Source organism: Hymenobacter sp. BT491, from assembly GCF_014349165.1.
GTDB lineage: Bacteria > Bacteroidota > Bacteroidia > Cytophagales > Hymenobacteraceae > Hymenobacter > Hymenobacter jejuensis.
Genome location: NZ_JACSJJ010000001.1, coordinates 1,303,802 through 1,323,987, shown reverse-complemented (window position 1 = coordinate 1,323,987; position 20,186 = coordinate 1,303,802). Strand labels below are relative to the sequence as shown.

The 20,186-nt window shown below is 55.3% G+C and carries 19 protein-coding genes; 10 read left to right on the top strand and 9 right to left on the bottom strand.

The genetic code is table 11. The features are described from left to right. Positions 1 to 44 precede the first annotated feature (44 nt). Together gldA and H9I52_RS05615 are read right to left on the bottom strand one after the other, a co-directional pair. On the bottom strand, positions 45 to 953 hold the full coding sequence (gldA, locus tag H9I52_RS05620) for a gliding motility-associated ABC transporter ATP-binding subunit GldA (protein WP_187453022.1): 909 nt from the start codon (positions 951 to 953) through the stop codon (positions 45 to 47). A gap of 35 nt (positions 954 to 988) precedes the next feature. Continuing rightward, complete coding sequence (locus H9I52_RS05615) at positions 989 to 1,684, bottom strand: SDR family oxidoreductase (RefSeq protein ID WP_139513524.1); 696 nt, start codon at positions 1,682 to 1,684, stop codon at positions 989 to 991. Between the two features lie 70 nt (positions 1,685 to 1,754). Between H9I52_RS05615 and H9I52_RS05610 the strand changes: the two genes are divergently transcribed. After that, a complete protein-coding gene (locus H9I52_RS05610) occupies positions 1,755 to 2,474 on the top strand; it encodes a GIN domain-containing protein (protein ID WP_222940406.1) in 720 nt (239 codons plus the stop codon). Positions 2,475 to 2,507: 33 nt separating this feature from the next. Here the strand turns inward: H9I52_RS05610 and purU are convergent, their stop codons facing one another. Together purU and H9I52_RS05600 are read right to left on the bottom strand one after the other, a co-directional pair. Next, positions 2,508 to 3,344 (bottom strand): formyltetrahydrofolate deformylase, encoded by an 837-nt coding sequence (gene purU / locus H9I52_RS05605; protein WP_187453020.1) that lies wholly within the window; start codon positions 3,342 to 3,344, stop codon positions 2,508 to 2,510. Positions 3,345 to 3,370: 26 nt separating this feature from the next. After that, positions 3,371 to 4,084, bottom strand: a complete 714-nt coding sequence (locus H9I52_RS05600; RefSeq protein ID WP_187453019.1) for an SDR family oxidoreductase — start codon at positions 4,082 to 4,084, stop codon at positions 3,371 to 3,373. Positions 4,085 to 4,199: 115 nt separating this feature from the next. On the opposite strand from H9I52_RS05600, the gene H9I52_RS05595 reads away from it, so the two are divergent. Both H9I52_RS05595 and H9I52_RS05590 read left to right on the top strand, forming a co-directional pair. Beyond that, positions 4,200 to 4,931 (top strand): MlaE family ABC transporter permease, encoded by a 732-nt coding sequence (locus H9I52_RS05595; RefSeq protein ID WP_139513528.1) that lies wholly within the window; start codon positions 4,200 to 4,202, stop codon positions 4,929 to 4,931. Positions 4,932 to 5,019: 88 nt separating this feature from the next. Next, positions 5,020 to 5,823, top strand: coding sequence for an ABC transporter ATP-binding protein (locus tag H9I52_RS05590; protein ID WP_139513529.1), 804 nt, complete (start codon positions 5,020 to 5,022; stop codon positions 5,821 to 5,823). Positions 5,824 to 5,894: 71 nt separating this feature from the next. Here the strand turns inward: H9I52_RS05590 and H9I52_RS05585 are convergent, their stop codons facing one another. The 4 genes from H9I52_RS05585 to H9I52_RS05570 form a co-directional block, all read right to left on the bottom strand. Continuing rightward, on the bottom strand, positions 5,895 to 6,434 hold the full coding sequence (locus H9I52_RS05585) for a YfiT family bacillithiol transferase (RefSeq protein ID WP_187453018.1): 540 nt from the start codon (positions 6,432 to 6,434) through the stop codon (positions 5,895 to 5,897). Between the two features lie 121 nt (positions 6,435 to 6,555). After that, positions 6,556 to 7,176, bottom strand: coding sequence for a bifunctional nuclease family protein (locus H9I52_RS05580; protein WP_139513531.1), 621 nt, complete (start codon positions 7,174 to 7,176; stop codon positions 6,556 to 6,558). A gap of 160 nt (positions 7,177 to 7,336) precedes the next feature. Beyond that, positions 7,337 to 8,314: an electron transfer flavoprotein subunit alpha/FixB family protein gene (locus H9I52_RS05575; protein ID WP_187453017.1), complete on the bottom strand. Its 978-nt coding sequence runs from the start codon at positions 8,312 to 8,314 to the stop codon at positions 7,337 to 7,339. 90 nt (positions 8,315 to 8,404) lie between these two features. Continuing rightward, on the bottom strand, positions 8,405 to 9,145 hold the full coding sequence (locus tag H9I52_RS05570; protein WP_187453016.1) for an electron transfer flavoprotein subunit beta/FixA family protein: 741 nt from the start codon (positions 9,143 to 9,145) through the stop codon (positions 8,405 to 8,407). A 75-nt stretch (positions 9,146 to 9,220) separates the two neighbouring features. Between H9I52_RS05570 and H9I52_RS05565 the strand changes: the two genes are divergently transcribed. Next, positions 9,221 to 9,559: a tetratricopeptide repeat protein gene (locus H9I52_RS05565; RefSeq protein WP_139513534.1), complete on the top strand. Its 339-nt coding sequence runs from the start codon at positions 9,221 to 9,223 to the stop codon at positions 9,557 to 9,559. On the opposite strand, the gene H9I52_RS05560 is transcribed toward H9I52_RS05565, so the two are convergent. Beyond that, complete coding sequence (locus H9I52_RS05560) at positions 9,526 to 10,638, bottom strand: B12-binding domain-containing protein (RefSeq protein ID WP_187453015.1); 1,113 nt, start codon at positions 10,636 to 10,638, stop codon at positions 9,526 to 9,528. The genes H9I52_RS05565 and H9I52_RS05560 overlap by 34 nt on opposite strands. 155 nt (positions 10,639 to 10,793) lie before the next feature. Between H9I52_RS05560 and H9I52_RS05555 the strand changes: the two genes are divergently transcribed. The 6 genes from H9I52_RS05555 to H9I52_RS05530 all read left to right on the top strand — a co-directional run bounded on the left by H9I52_RS05555 (position 10,794) and on the right by H9I52_RS05530 (position 19,978). Continuing rightward, complete coding sequence (locus H9I52_RS05555; protein WP_187453014.1) at positions 10,794 to 11,471, top strand: response regulator transcription factor; 678 nt, start codon at positions 10,794 to 10,796, stop codon at positions 11,469 to 11,471. Positions 11,472 to 11,558: 87 nt separating this feature from the next. Then, entirely contained in the window at positions 11,559 to 12,911 is a 1,353-nt protein-coding gene (locus tag H9I52_RS05550) for a sensor histidine kinase (RefSeq protein ID WP_187453013.1), read from the top strand. Between the two features lie 189 nt (positions 12,912 to 13,100). Then, positions 13,101 to 14,033: an efflux RND transporter periplasmic adaptor subunit gene (locus tag H9I52_RS05545; protein ID WP_187453012.1), complete on the top strand. Its 933-nt coding sequence runs from the start codon at positions 13,101 to 13,103 to the stop codon at positions 14,031 to 14,033. Between the two features lie 196 nt (positions 14,034 to 14,229). After that, complete coding sequence (locus tag H9I52_RS05540; protein WP_187453011.1) at positions 14,230 to 15,525, top strand: TolC family protein; 1,296 nt, start codon at positions 14,230 to 14,232, stop codon at positions 15,523 to 15,525. Positions 15,526 to 15,602: 77 nt separating this feature from the next. Beyond that, positions 15,603 to 16,697 (top strand): efflux RND transporter periplasmic adaptor subunit, encoded by a 1,095-nt coding sequence (locus tag H9I52_RS05535; RefSeq protein WP_139513540.1) that lies wholly within the window; start codon positions 15,603 to 15,605, stop codon positions 16,695 to 16,697. A 113-nt stretch (positions 16,698 to 16,810) separates the two neighbouring features. Then, entirely contained in the window at positions 16,811 to 19,978 is a 3,168-nt protein-coding gene (locus H9I52_RS05530) for an efflux RND transporter permease subunit (protein ID WP_187453010.1), read from the top strand. The last annotated feature ends 208 nt before the right edge of the window (positions 19,979 to 20,186 follow it).

Here is a 20,186-nt window from a genome sequence, read left to right as displayed (position 1 = left end):
TATTATAGAATGATATTGCTACGCCAAGATCCGGCGCTCCGCCCCTATTGGGTTAAGGATTGGAACACCTGTTCCAGCGATTTTTCTTCCTGCCGTAAGCCCAACAATATCCAGTCTTGCTGGGCCGCCAAGCGCGAAATGGCGCCGCGCTGGTCGGTGCCGGCGGCAGCTCGGATGCGGTAGGTATTGCTACTTTCTACGTCCACACCCAGAATGCCGGGCAGTGCCAAAAGTAATTGCTGGTCAATGGGTTGCTCAAACTCGGCCCGAATGATGGTTTCGCCCGCCGCCCCCGCCGAAAGCGCGCTAACGGGGCTGTCGGCAACTAGCTGGCCACGGTTGATGATCACCACCCGGCTGCACAAAGCGGCAACTTCGGGCAAAATGTGAGTGGAGAAAATAACGGTTTTGTCGCGGCCTAACTCCCGAATAAGGTTCCGAATTTCCCCGATCTGGTTGGGGTCGAGGCCGGTGGTTGGCTCATCCAAGATCAGGACGCCGGGATCGTGAATCAGGGCTTGCGCGAGCCCAACCCGCTGGCGGTAGCCCTTCGACAGGGCTCCGATTTGCTTGTTTTGCTCGCGGCCCAAGCCTACGCGCTCCACCATCTCGGCGACACGTTGCCGGCGGTAGTTGCCCTTCAGGCCGTGCACTGAACCTATAAACTCCAGATATTCATGCACATACATATCCAGATAGAGCGGATTGTGTTCGGGTAGATAGCCGACGCTGCGCCGCACTTCCAGGGGCTCCTGTAGCACGTCGTGGCCTGCTACGCGCACGGTGCCCACGCTCGGCGGCAAGTAGCCCGTCGCAATTTTCATCGTCGTGGACTTGCCGGCGCCGTTCGGACCCAGAAAGCCGAGAATTTCGCCTTTGCCCACCGTAAACGAGATGTCATTTACGGCTGCCTGCGCACCGAACGTTTTGGTAAGATGTTGAACTTCAACCATTTGCTATCCTTATAGAAACACTCCGTGGGACCTGCCTATTTCTTCGGCTGCAAAGGTCGCATTTCAATGTCCACAATGTGAAAGTTGAACGGCGTTTCCAGCGCATAAACGATGGTGGCCGCAATGTCTTCGGGCTGCATCATGTGTTCGTTAGCGTCGGTGCCGGGAATATCATCGAAGAAGTTGGTTTGGACCGACCCCGGATACAGGCACGTAACCTTGATGCCATCGTTGCGCACCTCCTTAAACAGCGATTGCGAAAAGCCACGCACCGCAAACTTCGTGGCGCAATAGCCGGCCATTTTCTCGATGCCCGTGGTGCCGGCGATAGACGACAGGTTGACGATATGCCCGATCTGTTGCTTGCGCATTTGGGGCAGCACAGCTTTGGTACAATAGAACATGCCGTGCACGTTCGTGTCGAACATCAGGTGCCAATCATCCGATGAGAAGCCATCGACAGGTCCTGCGATTCCTAGGCCGGCATTGTTAATCAGGGCATGTATTTCCTCACCCAGTTCACGCGCAGTATTCGTATATGCTTCTTTAACAGCAACTTCACTGCGTACGTCGCACTCGAAAAACTGAAAACGCTCGTGTTGCAAGTCGTCGGGAGCAGTGCGGCCCCAGCCGGCAACCACGGCGCCGCGGGCCAACAATGCCTCGGCCGTAGCCCGTCCAATTCCTTTGCTGACGCCCGTCAGAATAATTACCTTACCGGTCAGGTCCATTGCGAAGTCGATGTCTCAGTTTGCTATTTGGCCGCAAGTTAACGGCGCCCCGCGGCTTTTACGTGTGACGATGCTGCTGGTAGCGGGGGCTGGGCTATTTTCCGCTTGCCAAAAAGACCACGCCGGCGATTGTTTCAAAAGCACTGGCCGCATCGTAACCGAACGCCGCGCCCTCGCCCCTTTTCGCCAAATCGTGGCGTACGACAACGTGGACGTGATTCTGGTACCCGATACCGAAACCTACGCCGAAGTAAGGGCGGGCAAAAACCTACAGGAAGACATCGAATTGCAAGTCAAAGGCAATCAGCTAATTATTCACAATACCAGCCGCTGCAATTGGGTGCGGCGCTACAATACACCGCGCGAAGTCACGCTGCATACCCTTAAGCTCACCGACCTGTTTCTGTACGGCCAAGGCAACATACGCACGGCCAGCAACTTACGCGCTGATACGCTTTTCTGCCACTTGGTTGGTTCCGGCGACTACGATCTGGACGTGACCAGCCGCTACCTCTGGTTCGATATGTACGAGTTGGGCGACTTCGCTTTGCGGGGCCAGGCTGAAGAGGCACATATCATCGTGGGGGGCAGCGGCACGCTCAACGCGCACAACCTCCCGATTCAGCGCTGTTACATTCAGCTCAACAAGCAAAGCAGCGGCGACGCCCATATTACGGCCACCAGTCAACTCATAGGCACCCACGCCGGCACCGGCACGCTCTACTACACCAGCGCCGCCAGCACCGACATCAAGATCTCAGGGACCGGGACAAGTACCAAAAGCGACTAATACATAACACATTGTATATCAATAACTTATGTATTAATTGAAGATAATCGTCTTATTATTGCTTACAAAAACCTTATCCGCCAAGACCAGCTTCAGCGCTTGCGCAAGCACAATCTTCTCTACATCGCGGCCCGACTGCGCCATATCCTGCGCATTTTGGGTATGATTGACCTGAATCACATTCTGCGCAATGATGGGGCCTTCGTCTAGATCGCTGTTGACGAAGTGCGCAGTCGCCCCAATGATCTTGACCCCACGCTCGTAGGCCTGGCGATAGGGATTGGCCCCAATAAAAGCCGGCAGGAACGAATGATGAATGTTGATAATGCGTCCTGAAAACCGCTTCACAAAATCCGGGCTCAGCACGCGCATGTATTTCGCAAGCACCAGATAATCAGGGTTGTATTGGTTTATGGTTTCCCTGATCTGAGCGTCGTGCTCCTCGCGCGTCTTGTGCTCGTGCGAGATGTAATGGAACGGAATACCGAATTTTTCGGTAAGCGGCTGAAGCGTGGTGTAATTGCCAATCACCGCCCGGATGGTGGCGTTCAGGTCGTTGTACTGCTCGCGCAGCAGTAAGTCGCCCAGGCAATGGTGCTCCTTGGTAACCAGAATTACGATGCTTTTTTTCTGGTGGGGCAATAGCTCTACAAACACCTTCTCAGGCAGCGCGCTGTGCAATTCGCGCAGTACCTTTTCGCGGTCGATATCCCCCGAAACCTCCGCCCGCATAAAGAAATGGTTGTTTTCCTTATCGACGAATTCGCCGTTGCTGATGATGTTCAACCCATTCTGAAATACGACTTGGGTAATGGCATAAATCAGACCCTTGCGATCGGGGCAGTGAATAAGCAACGTATGATTGGTCATGTGCAATGCTGCCCCTGTTTAATTATCTATATATCACCAAGTTGCGGACGAATGATTAATTCTTCTATCACTGCCTGCGGCGATAAGGAATACGCGCTGAACACGGCTTCCGCCACGTCTTCGGACTTGATGAAACGCTCGGCGGGTAAGTCTACGCCTTCCCAGCTGGCCGTAAGGGTCGCGCCGGGCAACACGGCCGTTACGCGAAGATTATGCGGTTTCAGTTCTTCCCGCAGCGATTTGGTCATGCCGTAGAGGGCAAATTTGGCAATGCTGTACGAACCGCCATTGGGGTACGCCATGATGCTGGCGATGGAACACATATTGAAAATATGGCCTTGGCGGCGGGCAATCATGGCCGGGAGCAGAGCCAGCGTCAGGTCGTAGGCGCTGTAGAGGTTCACGTCGATCATAGCACGCAGGGCCGATCCGTCGGCGGGCTCGTCCTGCAAGCGTGCCGGAATAAATAAACCGGCATTGTTGACCAGCACTTCCACCGGCAGGCCCACGCCGCGCACAAAGTCGGCAAAGCGCTGAGTTTCTTCTTGGCGGCTCAAATCGGCGGCGAAAGTATGCAGCACGGCGCCCGGAAACTCCTGTTGCACAGCGGTTGCAAGCGCAGCTAAGTCGCTCTGCGAACGGGCGCAAGTGGCAACGGCAAAGCCGGCACGCAGAAAACGCTCCACAATAGCCCGCCCGATTCCCTTGGTGCCGCCTGTTACTACGATAAATTTTTGCATTCCTTTACTTCTTCAAGCCGTTTTTACGTAAGGAAACCCAACTGCCGCCTCGGCAGTAGGCTCGTCCGTACTTTACAACGCAAGTTTTCGCTTTTCCCCTTCTGTTTCGCTTTTTATGGTCAAAACCTTCGGCGAATTTCTGCTCTTCATGCAGAGTATGCTTACCCGAAAAGAGCGCTTTGCCACGCTCTGGAACCGTACCCTTGATGAGGCCATCCTCATCGGCATCGATTCGATTTTTATTGTTGCCATCGTCAGTGCCTTTATCGGAGCCGTGACGTGTGTGCAGATCGCCTACAACCTTACCAACCCGCTTATTCCAAAATCTACTATCGGATTCATGGTGCGCGAAATGACGATTCTGGAGCTCGCGCCCACTATCACCAGCATCGTGCTGGCCGGCAAAGTAGGTTCTAGCATCGCCGGTGGTCTGGGCACGATGCGCATCACGGAGCAGGTTTCGGCCCTGGAGGTAATGGGCATTAACTCAGCCTCTTACCTGGTGCTGCCGCGCATTGTGGCCGCCATGCTCATGTTTCCGCTGCTCGTGATTCTGGCGATGGTGCTGTCCATTGTGGGTGGTTACTTGGCAGGTACACTTTCCGGCGCCATGTCGGCGCAAGAATACATCGAAGGCATTCGCACCGATTTTGTGCCTTACAACATCGCTTTCGCGCTTATCAAATCCGTAGTTTTTGCCTTTCTGGTTTCGGCAATCTCCTCTTTTAAAGGATATTACACCGAAGGCGGCGCCTTGGAAGTGGGTGCCGCGAGTACGGGTGCCGTTACCAATTCCATCATTGCCATTCTGCTGGCCGACTACGTGCTGGCGGCGGTGTTGCTGTAAAACATATCGTCAAATGACTCTGTTGATAACCTATTGACAATAAGATAGATATGACTTGTCAACACGAGCATTCAGCTATTACAAAGAAATGATCGAAGTTCATAACGTTCAGAAATCGTTCGACGGCAACCAGATTCTGAAAGGAATCACTTGCACCTTCGAGACCGGCAAGTGTAACCTGCTGCTGGGGGGCTCGGGCACCGGCAAAAGTGTGCTGTTACAATGCATTGTTGGCCTGATGCAGCCCGACATCGGCAGCATCACCTACGATGGTAAAGTCTTCACCAACAACAAAGTACAGATCAAGCAGGAGATTCGCCGCAAGATCGGGATGCTCTTCCAGGGCTCGGCACTTTTCGACTCGATGACGGTGTACGAGAACACCGAATTTCCGCTCAAGATGCTAACGCCCGAAATGACCAAGGAGGAGCGCCGCGATCGCGTTGAGTTCTGCCTGAAGCGTGTAGGGCTGGAAAACGCAGGCAACAAAATGCCCTCTGAAATCAGCGGCGGCATGAAGAAGCGCGTGGGCATTGCCCGCGCCATTGCGCCCAACTGTACCTACTTGTTTTGCGACGAACCCAACTCCGGTCTCGATCCACTTACCAGCATCAAGATTGACGAGCTGATTCACGAGATCACCCACGAGTACAACATCACTACCGTCATCATCACCCACGACATGAACTCGGTGGTGGAAATTGGTGAGCACATCATTTTCCTGCACAAAGGCCAAAAGCTCTGGGACGGCACTAAGGAAGAAATCCTTAATGCCCAAGTCCCTGAGCTGAAAGAGTTTATCTTCTCCAACAGCCTCGTGCGCGCTGCCAAGCGCGTGGACGAAGAAACGCACGGTGGCTTCGAATCTATTATTGTCGAGCAGCAATCTTAGTTGCTTTACCCTCATACACAACAGCCTCGCTATCAATCTGATAGCGAGGCTGTTGTGTATGAGGGTAAAGCCTACTCCCCTTGCTTCAGCAGCAAGTTGAGGTGGGCCAGATGATGCTGCCCATGCCAGGCATACAGCGCCAGCGCCTGATCGAGCGTAAAATCGCGCTGGCTGCCGGGGTGGAAAAACCGGCGTTGCCATTGCTCCTCGGTCAAGTGCCACAGCAGGTTAGTCCAGCGCGTGTGCAAGCCCTCCAGCAGCGCGAGCGACACGGTGATGGGCGTAGCATCTACATCGGGTAAGGTGGCCCAAGCGGCTTCGTCGTAGGGGCATATCGTGGGCCTGTCTTCCGTAAGAGCTAACCGGAAGCGCGTGTAGCTGTTAATGTGCGAATCGGCTAGGTGATGGATTACCTGCCGGCCAGTCCAGCCGCCCGGCCGGTACGGCAGCAGCAACCGCTCGCCGCCTACATTTCGCGCCGCTGCCGTTAGTTGGGCCGGCAAATCGGCAATCTGCTTGATGAGGATCACCCGTTCTTCTGCCGGCAGAGGCTGCACTGGGAGAGTTGGGTGGCCGATGGGATAGCTTAGGTTGGGCGTGGTGGTTTGCATACGGAGCCGCTTGGTAGTTTGGCTGGCAAGGTACGCGCTTTGACAAAAACGGCGGCACAACAAAAAAAGCCACTTTCCACGGAAAGAGGCTTTTTTTGTTAACTATTTGATCAGCAAGAACTTAACCGTTACGCTTATTCAATTCATCCCGAATCTTGGCGGCTTTCTCGTAATCTTCTTTTTCGAGGGCCTGGGCCAACATTTTGGTCAGCTCATCCAGAGAAACCTGGCCGCTGGGCTCGCGGGGTGTTGGCGCGGGCGAGCTACCACCGTCGGTATCGTCGTCCTCGTCCTCATCGTCGTCGGCATCTTCATCGGTGTTCTCGTCGAGATCACTCAAGATGATACCAGCTTCGCTCAGCACGCTTTCCACTGTATAAATCGGGACCCCAAACCGCAGGCCAATGGCAATCGCGTCGGAAGGCCGGGCATCCAGCTCGAAAGTAGTAGCCCCGTCGGAGCACACGATTTTAGAATAGAAGACGCCTTCTTTCAAATCCGAAATCAGTACCTCCAGAATAGCTACGTGCACGTGCTCGGCAAACGACTTAAACAAATCGTGGGTGAGCGGACGGTTTGGGTTGATCTTTTCGATTTGGATGGCAATGCTTTGCGCCTCAAACATGCCAATAATGATAGGCAAGCGCCGGTTGCCGGTTTTTTCGCCCAAAATCAGGGCAAACGAACCGGATTGCGACTGGCTGGAAGAAAGGCCAAGAATTTCGAGCTGGATTTTTTTCAAGGGTCTTGGGGACTTCGGGTCTCTAGGATTGGGTTGCGACCTTATTACGTGCAAATAAAGCAAAGCTTTATGTTCGTAACAGGTCGGAAGAAAAAAAGACTTGGCAGGTTAGGGTCAGTTTCCGGCGAAACCCGGTTTCTACCTCCTCAAGCCTTACTTTCTACCCTAATTCCTTAACAGCTTGGGTTAGTTTCGGAAGTACGTCGAACACGTCGCCCACAATGCCGTAATCCGCTGCCTTAAAGAAAGGAGCTTCCGGGTCTTTGTTGATTACGACAATTACTTTCGACGAGTTGACACCTGCCAAGTGCTGAATTGCGCCCGAGATGCCGCACGCAATGTACAGATTCGGCGACACCGTAATGCCGGTCTGGCCTACGTGCTCGTGGTGAGGGCGCCAATCGACGTCGGAAACGGGCTTCGAGCAGGCAGTAGCCGCGCCCAAAGCTTTGGCCAAATCCTCGATCAGGTTCCAGTTTTCGGGGCCTTTCATGCCGCGTCCGCCGGATACTACTTTATCGGCTTCGGGCAACAGGATGCCACCGGCCTGATCCTGCATTACCACTTGCTTAGGAGCATCGGCGAAGTCAGCGTCGCTGAGCTGGGCCGAAAACGATTCCACCGGCGCCGTTTGGCCGGCATTGTGCAGGGCCTCGATCGAGTTCTTCTTAACGGCAATGATCTTACGATCGCCGGACAGCACTACGTCGGCGAACGCCTTGCCGGAGTACGCACCGCGCTTTACCGTGAATTTGCCACTATCGGTCTTGGGCAGCTCTACCACGTTGGTGGCCAAGCTAGCCTTCAGCCGCACCGACAGGCGCGAGCCAACCGAAGCACCAATGTTGGAGTTAGCGAGCACTATTACCTGTGCCTGCTCCTTCTCTGCCGCAGCTGCGATGAGCTTGGTGTAGGCACCGTTTACAAAATCTTTCAAACGGGGCTCAACATCGTATAATACTTTGCTGATGCCTTGCTCGCCTAAATGCGCGAGGTTGGCTTCGGTAGCCTCTCCTACTGCCACCGCCGTAGCGGTTGTGCCAAGCATTTGGGCCACTTGGCTTCCGTAAGAAGCCACTTCCAGCGAAGATTTTTTTACTTCGCCGTTATCACATTCAACTACTACTAGAACGGACATTCTTTGGAATTTAAAAGGGTAGCTGCCACGCATCGAATCTATATAAGCAACTGATAATCAGAGACTTAACATCCAACACATAACATTTCATTAGATCACTTTCGCTTCGTTGCGCAGGAGCTTGATCAGCTCGCCGGCGTTTTCAGCGGGGATGAGCTTTACGCCTTGCTTTTTGGGCGGCAGGGCGTATTCGGCTACTTCGGTGCGGGCGGGTTCGCCTACGGCTTCTACCACCTTCAGGGGCTTGGTCCGGGCGGTCATGATGCCGCGCATGTTAGGAATGCGGGGCTCGCACATCGGCTGCTGGCACGAGGCCACGAAAGGCGTTTGCACTTCCACGATCTCTTTGCCACCTTCAATTTCGCGCTCCAGCGTAGCAATGGTGCCGTTCATATCCAGCTTCATGGCCGGCGCTACGGTCGGGATGCCCAGCATCTCGCCTACCATGCCGTGCACCTGAAAGCCGTTGTAGTCGATGCTTTCTTTGCCCATCAGGATGACGTCATAGCCACCGTCTTTTGCAACGTTTGCAATCTGTTCTGCCACAAAAAATGCATCCTTCGGGAAAGCATTTACCCGAATAGCGTCATCGGCGCCAATGGCCAAGGCTTTGCGGATGTTGGGCTCCGTGTCGGCTTCGCCCACGTTGAGCACCGTAACCGTTCCGCCACCCTGCTGCTCTTTCAGCTCGATGGCGCGGGTGAGGGCATATTCGTCCCAAGGGTTAATTACAAACTGAACTCCAGCCTTGTTAAACTCCTTGTTATCGGGCGTAAAGGTGATTTTGGTAGTCGTGTCGGGGACGTTGCTGATGCAAACAAGAAACTTCATCTAGGCTGCTTAATTGGACAGATAATACGGGAAAGCCCCTAATTTGGGGGCGAAGATACAGAAAACTCCCACCCTATGGAAACCGCACCCAGCCGTCTGCAACAACTCCTTGCCTTCTACGCCGACGATCCAAACGATGCCTTTACGATCTATGCATTGGCCACGGAATACCGCGCTACGGAGCCAGAAAAAGCGATGGAATTTTACCAGAAACTGCTGGACGAGCATCCGGATTACGTAGGCACTTACTACCACGCCGGGAAGCTACACGAGCAACTAGAGAATCCGGAAGAGGCCGAAAAGGTTTATCGGAAAGGGCTACAAATAAGCCGGCGGGCCGGGCAGATGCACGCAGCCAGCGAGTTGCAGCAAGCGCTTAATCAGCTATTGGGCCTTGACTTCGAAGACGAGTGAGCCTTGACGAAGAGCTCCCGGGCAACTTCCACCGCTTGGCGGGCATCGGCAGCATAGGCATCGGCGCCTACGGCCTTCCACAGCTCCGGGTCTTCGTTAAACGGCGCTCCCCCAACCATTACCTTCATGCGGGCGCATTCGGGGTACTTCTCTTTTTCCTGAATGAGTTCTCGAATGCCCACTACGTGATGCCCCATTGAAGCGCCAACCACCAACAAGTCAGCACGTTGCGCTATCATGGCCGGCCAAATGCTGTTGATGGGCGTACTGGCGCCCAAGAAATACGCGTCCCAGCCATCCCCTTCCAAAAAGTCGCTCACAATGCGCACCGGCATGCTATGCAGGTCGCCGGAGAGCGTAGTAGCCAACAACCGGCGCTGGGTTGGGCGGTTGTTCATCAGATAAGGATGCACCAGCGCCATTGCCAACTCGGTGGCGGCCGTGCAATAATGCTCCTGCGCCACCGAAATTGCGCCTTCGTGCCACAGGTTACCCACTTTGCGCTGGGTTTCCTGGAAAACATTCACGTATAGATCGCGCACATCCGTACCCCGCTTGGCTTCCTGCCGGATGAGCGTAAGCGCGTCGGTGCGGTTACCGGCCAGCAGCAGATTCAGGTACTTGGCTGCCAGCTCCCAATGCGGATTGACCAGCGGCTTAGGACTTACTGCCCGCGCCGATACGGGCACCGTCAGGTGCGTGATAGCCGAATTTAAATAGCTGGCCGTCAGGATGTAATCATTAATGGGCAGACGCTGGCTGAGCACTTGCTTCAGAGCCCCGAGCTGCGCGCGCAGCTCGGCGTCGCGCTCCACCGACGGACCCGGCGGCAAATGGCGTTCGTGTTCCAGATGGCCTTCTAATAGTGACTGGCTATCCATCAGCACCGAATCGGCCAGCGGGCGGCACAGGTGCTGAATGGACTGCCCCACATTGTACTCCTGGCGTGGCCGCGGCGGCCACACTCCGGCTTCGCTGGCATATTGCTCGTAAAGTCCGGCGGCGGTGACCGCTACTGTTGGTGCTTGGGCGTATAGCTGCTGAGCAATATGTTGCCGGCGAACGGGCGTTTTTGGCATTACTGACACGGAAAAAGCGGAGCAGCTTGGCTCCGGTTGAGCTTCATACGGCAAAATACCCAGGCTAGCCTAAACTCGCACAATTAGGCATCTTTGCCCCGCACACACCGGCCCGAGTACGAAAGAACTAGTTTACTAAAAACCAGACACTTCCCATGAAAATCCTTTTGGTCGAAGACGAGCCCAAAGTGTCGGCCTTTATTCGGCGCGGGCTCGAAGAAGAAAATTTTGAGGTGGAAGTAGCGTACGACGGGCACTTTGGCCGGCAACTGGCGTTATCACGAACGTACGACCTAGTTATTCTGGACGTGATTCTGCCCAACATAAGCGGTTTCGACGTCCTGCGCGCCATCCGAGCCCAGGACCAGCAAATCCCGGTTCTGATGCTTACGGCCCTGGGTACGACCACCGACAAGTTGCAGGGCTTCGACGGCGGCGCGGACGATTACTTAGTAAAACCCTTTGATTTTCAAGAGCTTCTGGCTCGCGTACGGGCCCTCACCCGACGCCGGGGCGGCGAAACCAAAGGAGCAGTGCTCACCTTAGCCGACCTCACCCTCGATACAGCCGCCAAAACCGTCACGCGCGGCGGCCAACCCATCAAGCTCACGGCGCGCGAGTTTGGCCTGCTCGAACTGTTTATGCGCCATAAGGGCCGCGTACTGAGCCGGGCCGAAATCGCCGAGAACTCTTGGGAAGATGCCTTCGACTCCGGCTCCAACGTCATCGACGTGTACGTTAATTATCTGCGCAACAAGGTGGACAAGAGTTTCCCTAAAAAGCTGATTCACACTGTTGTAGGCATGGGGTACGTCATGCGGGAAGAAGAATAGAAGAACAAACGAGCAACATCCACAAACCGTTGATTATCACATGATTGCAATAAATATCACTTCTAACGATCTCATTGCGAACACTTTATGACCATACGCAACCGCTTGACGTGGCTTTTTGTGGGCTTGGTAGGTGTCATTCTTTTTGGCGCCATTGCGGTGGTTTATATTCTGCAGGCGCACTACACCCACACCGAATTTCACCAACGCCTGCGCGACCGGGCGGAGGTAACGGGCTACGTGTTTCTGGAGCAGGACGAGCTGCGGGCCGAAGCCTTCCGGGAGTTTCAGCGCCGCTACCTGCGCACCCTTACGGGCGAAGTCCTGCAGATTTACGATGCGCAGCGGCGGCCACGCTTTATCGAAGAAGACGAACGCATCCGACTCTCCGACAGAATCTTAGCCCGCATTGTGGCGGAAAAGGAAGTATATTTCGACATCGGAGCGCGGCAGGCCGTGGGCATTTTCTACGCCGACAACCAAGGAGAATACATCATTGTGGCCGCCGCCGAAAATAAAGCGGGTTTGGCCCGTTTGGAGCACTTGGCCACCATTCTGGCCGCAATTTTCGTGGGGAGCCTCATCGTGATTTACGTGGCCGGACGCATTTTTGCGGGCCGCGCGCTGGCCCCCATTGCCGCCGTCAACGACCAAGTAGACCGCATTACGGCCCAGGATCTGCATCTGCGTGTGGATGAAGGCCTTAGCCACGAGCGCGACGAGATAGCTCGCCTCGCCCGCACTTTCAACCGCATGCTCCAGCGCCTAGAGGAAAGTTTCGAAGGCCAGCGCACGTTCGTCAGTAACGCGTCGCACGAGCTGCGCACACCACTCACGGCGACCATCGGTGAGATTCAAGTCTTGTTGGCACGCGACCGCGACGCCCCTGCGTACCGAGAAGCCCTAAGCTCAGTGCTGGGTGAATTACAATCGCTCAAGTCTCTCATCAACAATCTGTTGGAACTCAACCAGGCCAATGCGGGCGCGGCTACCGGCGATGAGATCCGGCTGGATGAACTGCTGTGGGAAGCCCGCGAAGCCATTGCGCCCGACCAGCGCCGCCGCGTTCAGATCACCATGGACAGTTTGCCGCCTAACCCCGACCAAATGGAAATTGCGGGCAACCGGCAGCTGCTGGGCCGCGCCTTTACCAACCTGCTCGACAATGCGCTGAAATACTCGAACCAAGAGCCTGTGCAAGTGAACTTTAGCTTCCTGAACAACCACGTCACGATCCGGGTGAAGGACCACGGCATTGGCATTTCGGATAAGGCGTTGCCCAACATTTTCCAGCCGTTCTTCCGGGCCGACAACGCGCGCGGCGTGGTAGGCCACGGCGTAGGTTTGCCGCTGGCGCGCCGCATCATTGAACTGCACGGCGGGCAGTTGCACATCCATTCGCAGCTGCACAAGGGCACCGTTGCGGAAGTAATTTTTTAGTTTCGCAGGTGTTTCTACTGGTAAAGAACTGTAGTAATACGCTGTGGCTTGTCCTAAATTCTCAATACACAATTATCTGACAATCAATATACTATATAACTACAATCTAATTCTAATCTGGTTCTAATGTGGCTCTAATGCCCCTCTAATATGCCGGCCGTAGCATTGCGTGGATAAACCGCTACGACTATGAACCGAATACTTTCTTTTGCCTCCGTTATTACTCTTTCACTTAGCGCAGGCTTGGTAAGTTGTTCGAAACAGACGGCCGAAAACCCAACTGCGCATACCCAACAATCGCCTTCAGCTCAGGATGTGGCGCTACTCGATACCGCAACCACAGCGCCTGTTGAAAAACCCTTGGTGCTTTCCGGCCGCGTCGCTACCAACAGCAACACCAGCGCGCTGGTATATCCGCAGGTGGGCGGAGTGGTGCAGGAAGTGCGGGTTGGCTTGGGCGACAAAGTCACGAAGGGCCAGGTGCTGGCCGTGATCAAGAGCAGCGCCATCGTGGAGCTGCAACACCAGCATTCAGCTTCCCAAACCGACCTCGACATTGCCCGCAAAAACCTACAGGTGGCCGAATCGATGTTTGCCGACGGCTTGGCCTCGGAGCGGGACGTGACGCTGGCGCGCAAGGAGTTGCAGAAAGCCCAAAGCGGCTCTACCAAGTTCAGCAAGCAGATGACTGTGTACGGCGTGAGCAAAGATGGGCTGTACACCCTGCGCGCCCCGATCTCGGGCTTCATCACCGAGAAAAACGTCACCGACCATATGCAGTTTAACTTAGGCAACGTCACGAGCCTTTTTACCGTGTCCAATCTCGACGAGGTGTGGGTAATGGCCAACGTGTTTGAGGCAGATATTGCCAAAGTACATGAAGGCCAGCAGGTTATGGTTAGCACCTTGGCTTATCCTAACCAGCAGTTCACGGGGCATATCGACCAGGTTTCGCACATGCTCGATCCGGAAAGCAAAGTCATGAAAGTGCGCGTGCGGCTCGCCAACCCGGGGTATTTGCTCAAGCCCGGGATGTATACCGAAGTCACCGTACCGCTTCACGAGCAAGAGTTTGCGATGGTGCGGCAGCAAGCTACTGACGCAACGGTAGTCCTGAATTAGCAAAGCGGCTCGAAGCACTGCCGTAGAAAAGGAGAGGAAAATATTTTCCTCTCCTTTTGTGTTTTAAATCTTGCTCCATTTGCTTGAAACGGGCTTTTTTCAAAAAACAAAGCCCTCTAATGCGTTTCTAATGCACCTCTAATTTGGGCCTAATGTGGTGGGCGTACACTTGCATATCGAAACTCAAAAACCGAACATGCAACGCTTTCTTCCGCTTCTCACTTCCTTCCTGCTGCTAACGGGCGCTGCCCGGGCGGCCGCTCCGGAAACAGCTTCCGTAGCCGCTCCCGATACGGCCCGCCTCACGCTGGCCGAGGCTGAGCAGCGCTTCACGCAGAACAACCTCTCGCTGCTCGCGCAACAATACAACGTGTCGGCGGCTGAAGCCCAGATTGTGCAGGCTCGCCTCTGGGACAACCCCACCATTTCGATTGAGCAAAACACCTACAACCCGGCCACGCGGAAACACTTCGACGTGACCAAATCGGGTGAAAGCATCGTGCAGGTGCAGCAGTTGTTTGCGATTGCGGGCCGCCGCAAAGCCGCGGCCAAGGTGGCCCAGCAAAACGCTCTGGTTGAGCAATATACCTTCCAGGATTTGCTGCGCAACCTCGGCTACCAACTGCGCACCACCTTCTACGACCTGTATTTCAAGCAGCGCACGGTGGCCGTTTACGACAAGGAAATCGCCTCGTTTCGCCATACGGTTTCGCTCTACCAAGGCCAGTACGACAAGGGCAACATTGCCCTGAAAGAGGTAATCCGGCTGAAGGCCTTCCTGTTTCAGCTGGAAAATGAACGCCAGGCGCTACTCACCGATATCGCTAGCGAACAAGCTGATTTCCATGTACTTCTGCGCGACAATTCGGGCATGTATTACCAACCGGCAACTTCGCTGGTGGCGCTGCGCAACCTGACGCTCAGCAACTACAACGAGCAGCAGCTCGTCGATACGGCGCTCGTGGCGCGGGCCGACCTGAAAGCTCGCCAGGCAGCGCTGGAGCAGCAAAACCAGAACCTGCGCCTGCAACGCGCCCTCGCCGCACCCGACTTGGCGGTGGGCTACGTCTACGACCGGGCGGGCAGCTACATCCCGAACTATAATGCTGTAACCCTGGGCGTTGCCATCCCGATCCTCAACCGCAACCAAGGCAACATCCGCGCGGCGCAAGCCCAGATTCAGGGCAGCAAGGCGCAAGCCGACCAGCAGCAGCTAGTGGTGCAAAACGATGTGCACCAAGCGTTTCAGCTGGCCCAGCAAACCGACAAGCTTTTCCAGGGTAGCGACCGCGAAACCGGCGACTTCGACCGCCTCATCACGGGCATCGAGCAGAGCTACGCCAAGCGCAACCTGACAATTGTGGAGTTTCTCGACTTCTACGAGTCTTACAAAAACAACTTGGTGCAGCTCAATCAGTTGCGCGCCAACCGGGTGCGGGCTTTTGAGCAGCTCAACTTCGCCGTAGGACGGCCGCTTTTCAAGGCTGAATAACGGCCTTCCCAACAACGTCAATCCCATCAGCAACTACAGACCCGACGGCCCTCAGCCGCTCCTACAACCTTCTGAATATGAACCGCTTCGCTCCTTTTTTTCCATTAGTCCTGGCCCTTACCCTGGCGGGCTGCTCGCAAAAAGATTCGGCCGATAAGCCGGTGAAAGCCCAGGCCGGCTTCTCGCTCTCGGATACGATGTTGCGCGAAATCAAAATCGATACGGTGCACCCGCAGCCCGTACGCGACGAACTCACGTTGTCGGGCCAGATCGCAACCGACGGCGACAAGACCGTGAAAGTATACCCGCTGGTGGGCGGGGTGGTGGAGCAGCTCTCGGTGGAGCTGGGCGACCACGTCAACAAAGGCCAGGTGCTGGCCGTGATCAAGAGCGGTGAAATCGCCGACTTGCAAAACCAAAGCTCCGCCGCCGGCACTGACCTCGACATTGCCCGCAAGAACTTACAAGTAGCGGAAGATCAGTTTGCAGCTGGTCTGGCCTCGGAGCGGGACGTGACGCTGGCGCGCAAGGAGTTGCAGAAAGCCCAGGGCAACGTGGGCAAGTCGCGCAAGCAGCTGAGCGTGTACGGCGTCTCGGCCGACGGCACCTACGAGCTGCGCGCCCCCATTTCCGGCTTCATCACCGAGAAAAACGTCACCGACCACATGCAGTTTAACGCCGACAACGTTGGCAACTTATTCACTGTCAGCAACTTAGATGATGTGTGGATTATGGCCAACGTGTTTGAGTCGGACATTTCGAAAGTGAAGGAAGGCTACAAGGCCGACGTCACGACCCTCTCCTACCCCGACAAACACTTCAATGGCCGTATCGACAAGGTTTTCAACGTGTTAGACCCCGAGAGCAAAGTCATGAAGGTGCGCGTGCGGCTGGACAACCCCGGCTACATGCTCAAGCCCGAAATGTACGCCCAGATTAAGGTAGAGAATACCGAAAACCAAAAGATGCTGGCCGTACCCGCCAAAAGCGTGGTGTTTGACAAAGACCGCAACTTCGTGATGGTGTTCAAAGACCGCAGCCACATCGAAACCCGGGAAGTGAAAGTGCTCAAAACCGTCGGCGATCTCAGCTACGTCTCCTCCGGTCTGCACGATGGCGATAAGATCATCGCCCAAAATCAGCTGCTGGTCTACGACGAGCTGAACGACTAGCACCAAGATATAACAGGCTGATAACCAGCTTCTCCTTCTTGCTTTAGGAAGGAGAACTGGCTCCGCCTTGCCCAAAATCTAGCTTTCACAGCTGACTCAGACCGTTCAATATCATGAACAAGTTCATCCAAGGCATTATCGCCTTTTCGCTTAAAAACCGCGGGTTCATCTTTCTGATGACCATCGCGACCGTGATTGCCGGCGCGGTGAGTTACCGGAACACGCCCATCGAAGCGTTCCCGGACGTGACGAATACCGAGATTACCATCATCACGCAGTGGCCGGGCCGCTCGGCCGAGGAAATCGAGAAGTTCGTGACCGTGCCGATCGAAATTGCGCTCAACCCGGTGCAGAAGAAGACCAACGTGCGCTCGACCACGCTCTTCGGCTTATCGGTGGTGAAGGTGATTTTCGACGACGGCGTGGACGACGCTTTCGCCCGCCAGCAAGTCAACAACCTGCTGCGCGAAGTAGACCTGCCCGAAGGTGCCAACCCCGACGTGCAGCCGCCCTACGGCCCTACCGGCGAGATTTTCCGCTACACGCTCGAAAGCAAAGACAAAACCACCCGCGAACTAAAAACGCTGCAAGACTGGGTGATAGAGCGCAACCTCAAGGCCGTACCTGGTGTGGCCGACGTCAACAGCTTTGGCGGCGAAGTGAAAGACTACGAGATCGCCGTGAACCCTGGCAAGCTCCAGGATTTTGGTATCACGCCCTTGGACGTGTACACGGCCATTCAGCGGTCCAACATCAACGTGGGCGGCGACGTGATCAACCAGGGCCAGCAGAACTACGTGGTGCGCGGCTTGGGCCTGCTCAACAACATCTCCGACATCAACAACACCGTGATTAAGAACGTGAACGGCGCGCCCATCCTGATCAAGGACGTGGCCATCGTGCACGAGTCGGCGCTGCCGAAGCTGGGCAAAGTCGGCCGAAACCTGAACGACGACATGGTGGAAGGCATCGTGGTAATGCGCAAGGGCGAAAACCCTTCCGAAGTCATCGCCCGCCTCAAGGATAAAGTGGCTGAGCTGAACGACAAGATTTTGCCTTCCAACGTGAAAATCAAGACGTTCTACGATCGGCAGCAACTCATCGACTTCTCCACCGAAACGGTCATCCACAACCTGATCGAGGGCATTGTGCTGGTGACCTTGATCGTGTTTCTGTTCATGGCCGACTGGCGCACCACCATCATCGTGTCGGTGATCATTCCGCTGGCGCTGTTGTTTGCCTTTATCTGCTTAAGGCTTAAAGGCATGAGCGCCAACCTATTATCCATGGGCGCTATTGACTTTGGTATTATCATCGACGGGGCCGTGGTCATGGTGGAAGGTCTCTTCGTAGCGCTCGACCATAAAGCGCACAAGATGGGCATGGAGCGCTTTAACAAGCTCGCCAAGCTAGGCCTCATCAAAAAGAGCGGCCGCGACATGGGCAAAGCGATTTTCTTCTCTAAAGCCATCATTATCACGGCGTTACTTCCCATTTTCTCTTTCGAGAAAGTAGAAGGCAAAATGTTCTCGCCGCTGGCCTGGACGCTGGGTTTTGCCTTGCTCGGCGCGCTCATCTTCACGCTGACGCTGGTGCCGGTGCTTACTTCTATCCTCTTGAAAAAGAACGTGATAGAAAAGGAGAACTTCTTCGTGCGCGGCATCAACCGCGGGGCGCAGCGCTTTTTCAGCTTCACCTACGGGCACAAAACGGCCAGCCTACTGGTGGCAGCGCTGGTGGTAATCGCGGGCCTCGGAGCGTTCAAGTTTCTGGGCTCGGAGTTTTTGCCCGAGCTCAACGAAGGCTCGATCTATGTGCGGGCGCAGCTGCCGCTGAGCATTTCGCTGGACGAGTCGAACAAGCTCTGCAACGACATGCGGCGCGTGTTTCTGGCTTTCCCGGAGGTGAGCGACGTGGTGAGCCAGACCGGCCGCCCCAACGACGGCACCGACCCGACGGGCTTCTACAACAACGAGTTCCTAGTCCAGATCAAGCACACGCCCGAAGTGCAGGACAAGATGAAGCATGCGGCTTACCGCGAGGCACTTATCAACCACATGAAGCAGAAGCTGGCCCGTTTTCCTGGCGTCGATTTCAACTTCTCCCAGCCCATCATGGACAACGTGGAGGAAGCCGCCTCGGGCGTGAAGGGCTCCATCGCCGTCAAGATTTACGGGACCGATTTGAAGCTATTGGAAAGCAAAACCCGCCAGGTGTACGGCGTGCTCAAGGACATCAAAGGCATCGATGACCTGGGCATTCTGCGCAACATCGGCCAACCGGAGCTGCACGTGGAGCTCGACGAAAGCAAAATGGCCAGCTACGGCGTGTCGAAATCCGATGCGAATGCCGTGCTGGAGATGGCCGTGGGCGGCAAGGAAGCCTCTCAGATGTACGAAGGCGAACGCAAATTCCCGATTCGGGTGCGTTACCAAGAGCAATTTCGCCAGTCGCCCGCCGAGATCGCGTCGCTGATGGCACCCACGCAAGCCGGCGGCACAATCCCAATGTCGGAGATTGCTACCATTGGCACCGTCAATGGGCCCTCACTTATCTATCGCGATGATAATCAGCGATTTGCCGCAGTGAAGTTTTCGATCCGCGGCCGCGACATGGGCTCGACCATCGAAGAGGCGCAGAAGAAAGTGAACGCCGTGCTGCAAGTCCCGAAGGGCTACTCGGTTAAGTGGACCGGCGACTTCGAAAACCAGCGGCGCGCTACGCAGCGGCTTACACAGGTTGTGCCGATTTCGCTGGCGATGATTTTCTTCATCCTGTTCATCCTGTTCGGCAACCTGAAAGATGCGGGCCTGGTGTTGCTCAACGTGCCGTTTGCCATCATTGGCGGCATCGCGGCGCTGCTCCTCACGCACACCAACTTCTCGATTTCGGCGGGCATCGGGTTCATTGCCTTGTTTGGTATCTGTATTCAGAACGGGGTAATCTTGATCTCGGTGTTCAAGCAAAACATGGTGAAGAAGCTCAGCCTCGACCGCAGCATTTCGCAGGGCGTCACCAGCCGCGTGCGCCCCGTCGTGATGACGGCCCTGATGGCTACCATCGGCCTGATGCCCGCCGCGATCAGCACCGGCATCGGCTCGGAAACCTCTAAGCCCCTGGCCATTGTGGTGATCGGCGGTCTGATTACGGGCACCATCCTGACGCTGTTCATCTTCCCGCTCGTGTTTGAGCGTGCCTACCGCGCCGAGCACACGCACTACGGCGATGACCCTGAACTGAACCCCGCTCGCTTCGAAGAGCCTGTATTGGTTGGTACATAACCATTTATCAATCAATGCTTTATAAAAAAAGCCTCAGGTTGACCCTGAGGCTTTTTTCGTGAACAGCCTAGCAAAACTGTCCTATTGAGGGAGCAAAACCCGTTCTGCATTGCTCACTCCTATTTCTCGTCTGCGGCTTACTCTCGGCAATTATATCCCTCTCCATTTTGTTTGTTATCTGCGTCAGCGGGAAGCTTTCGCAGAAAAA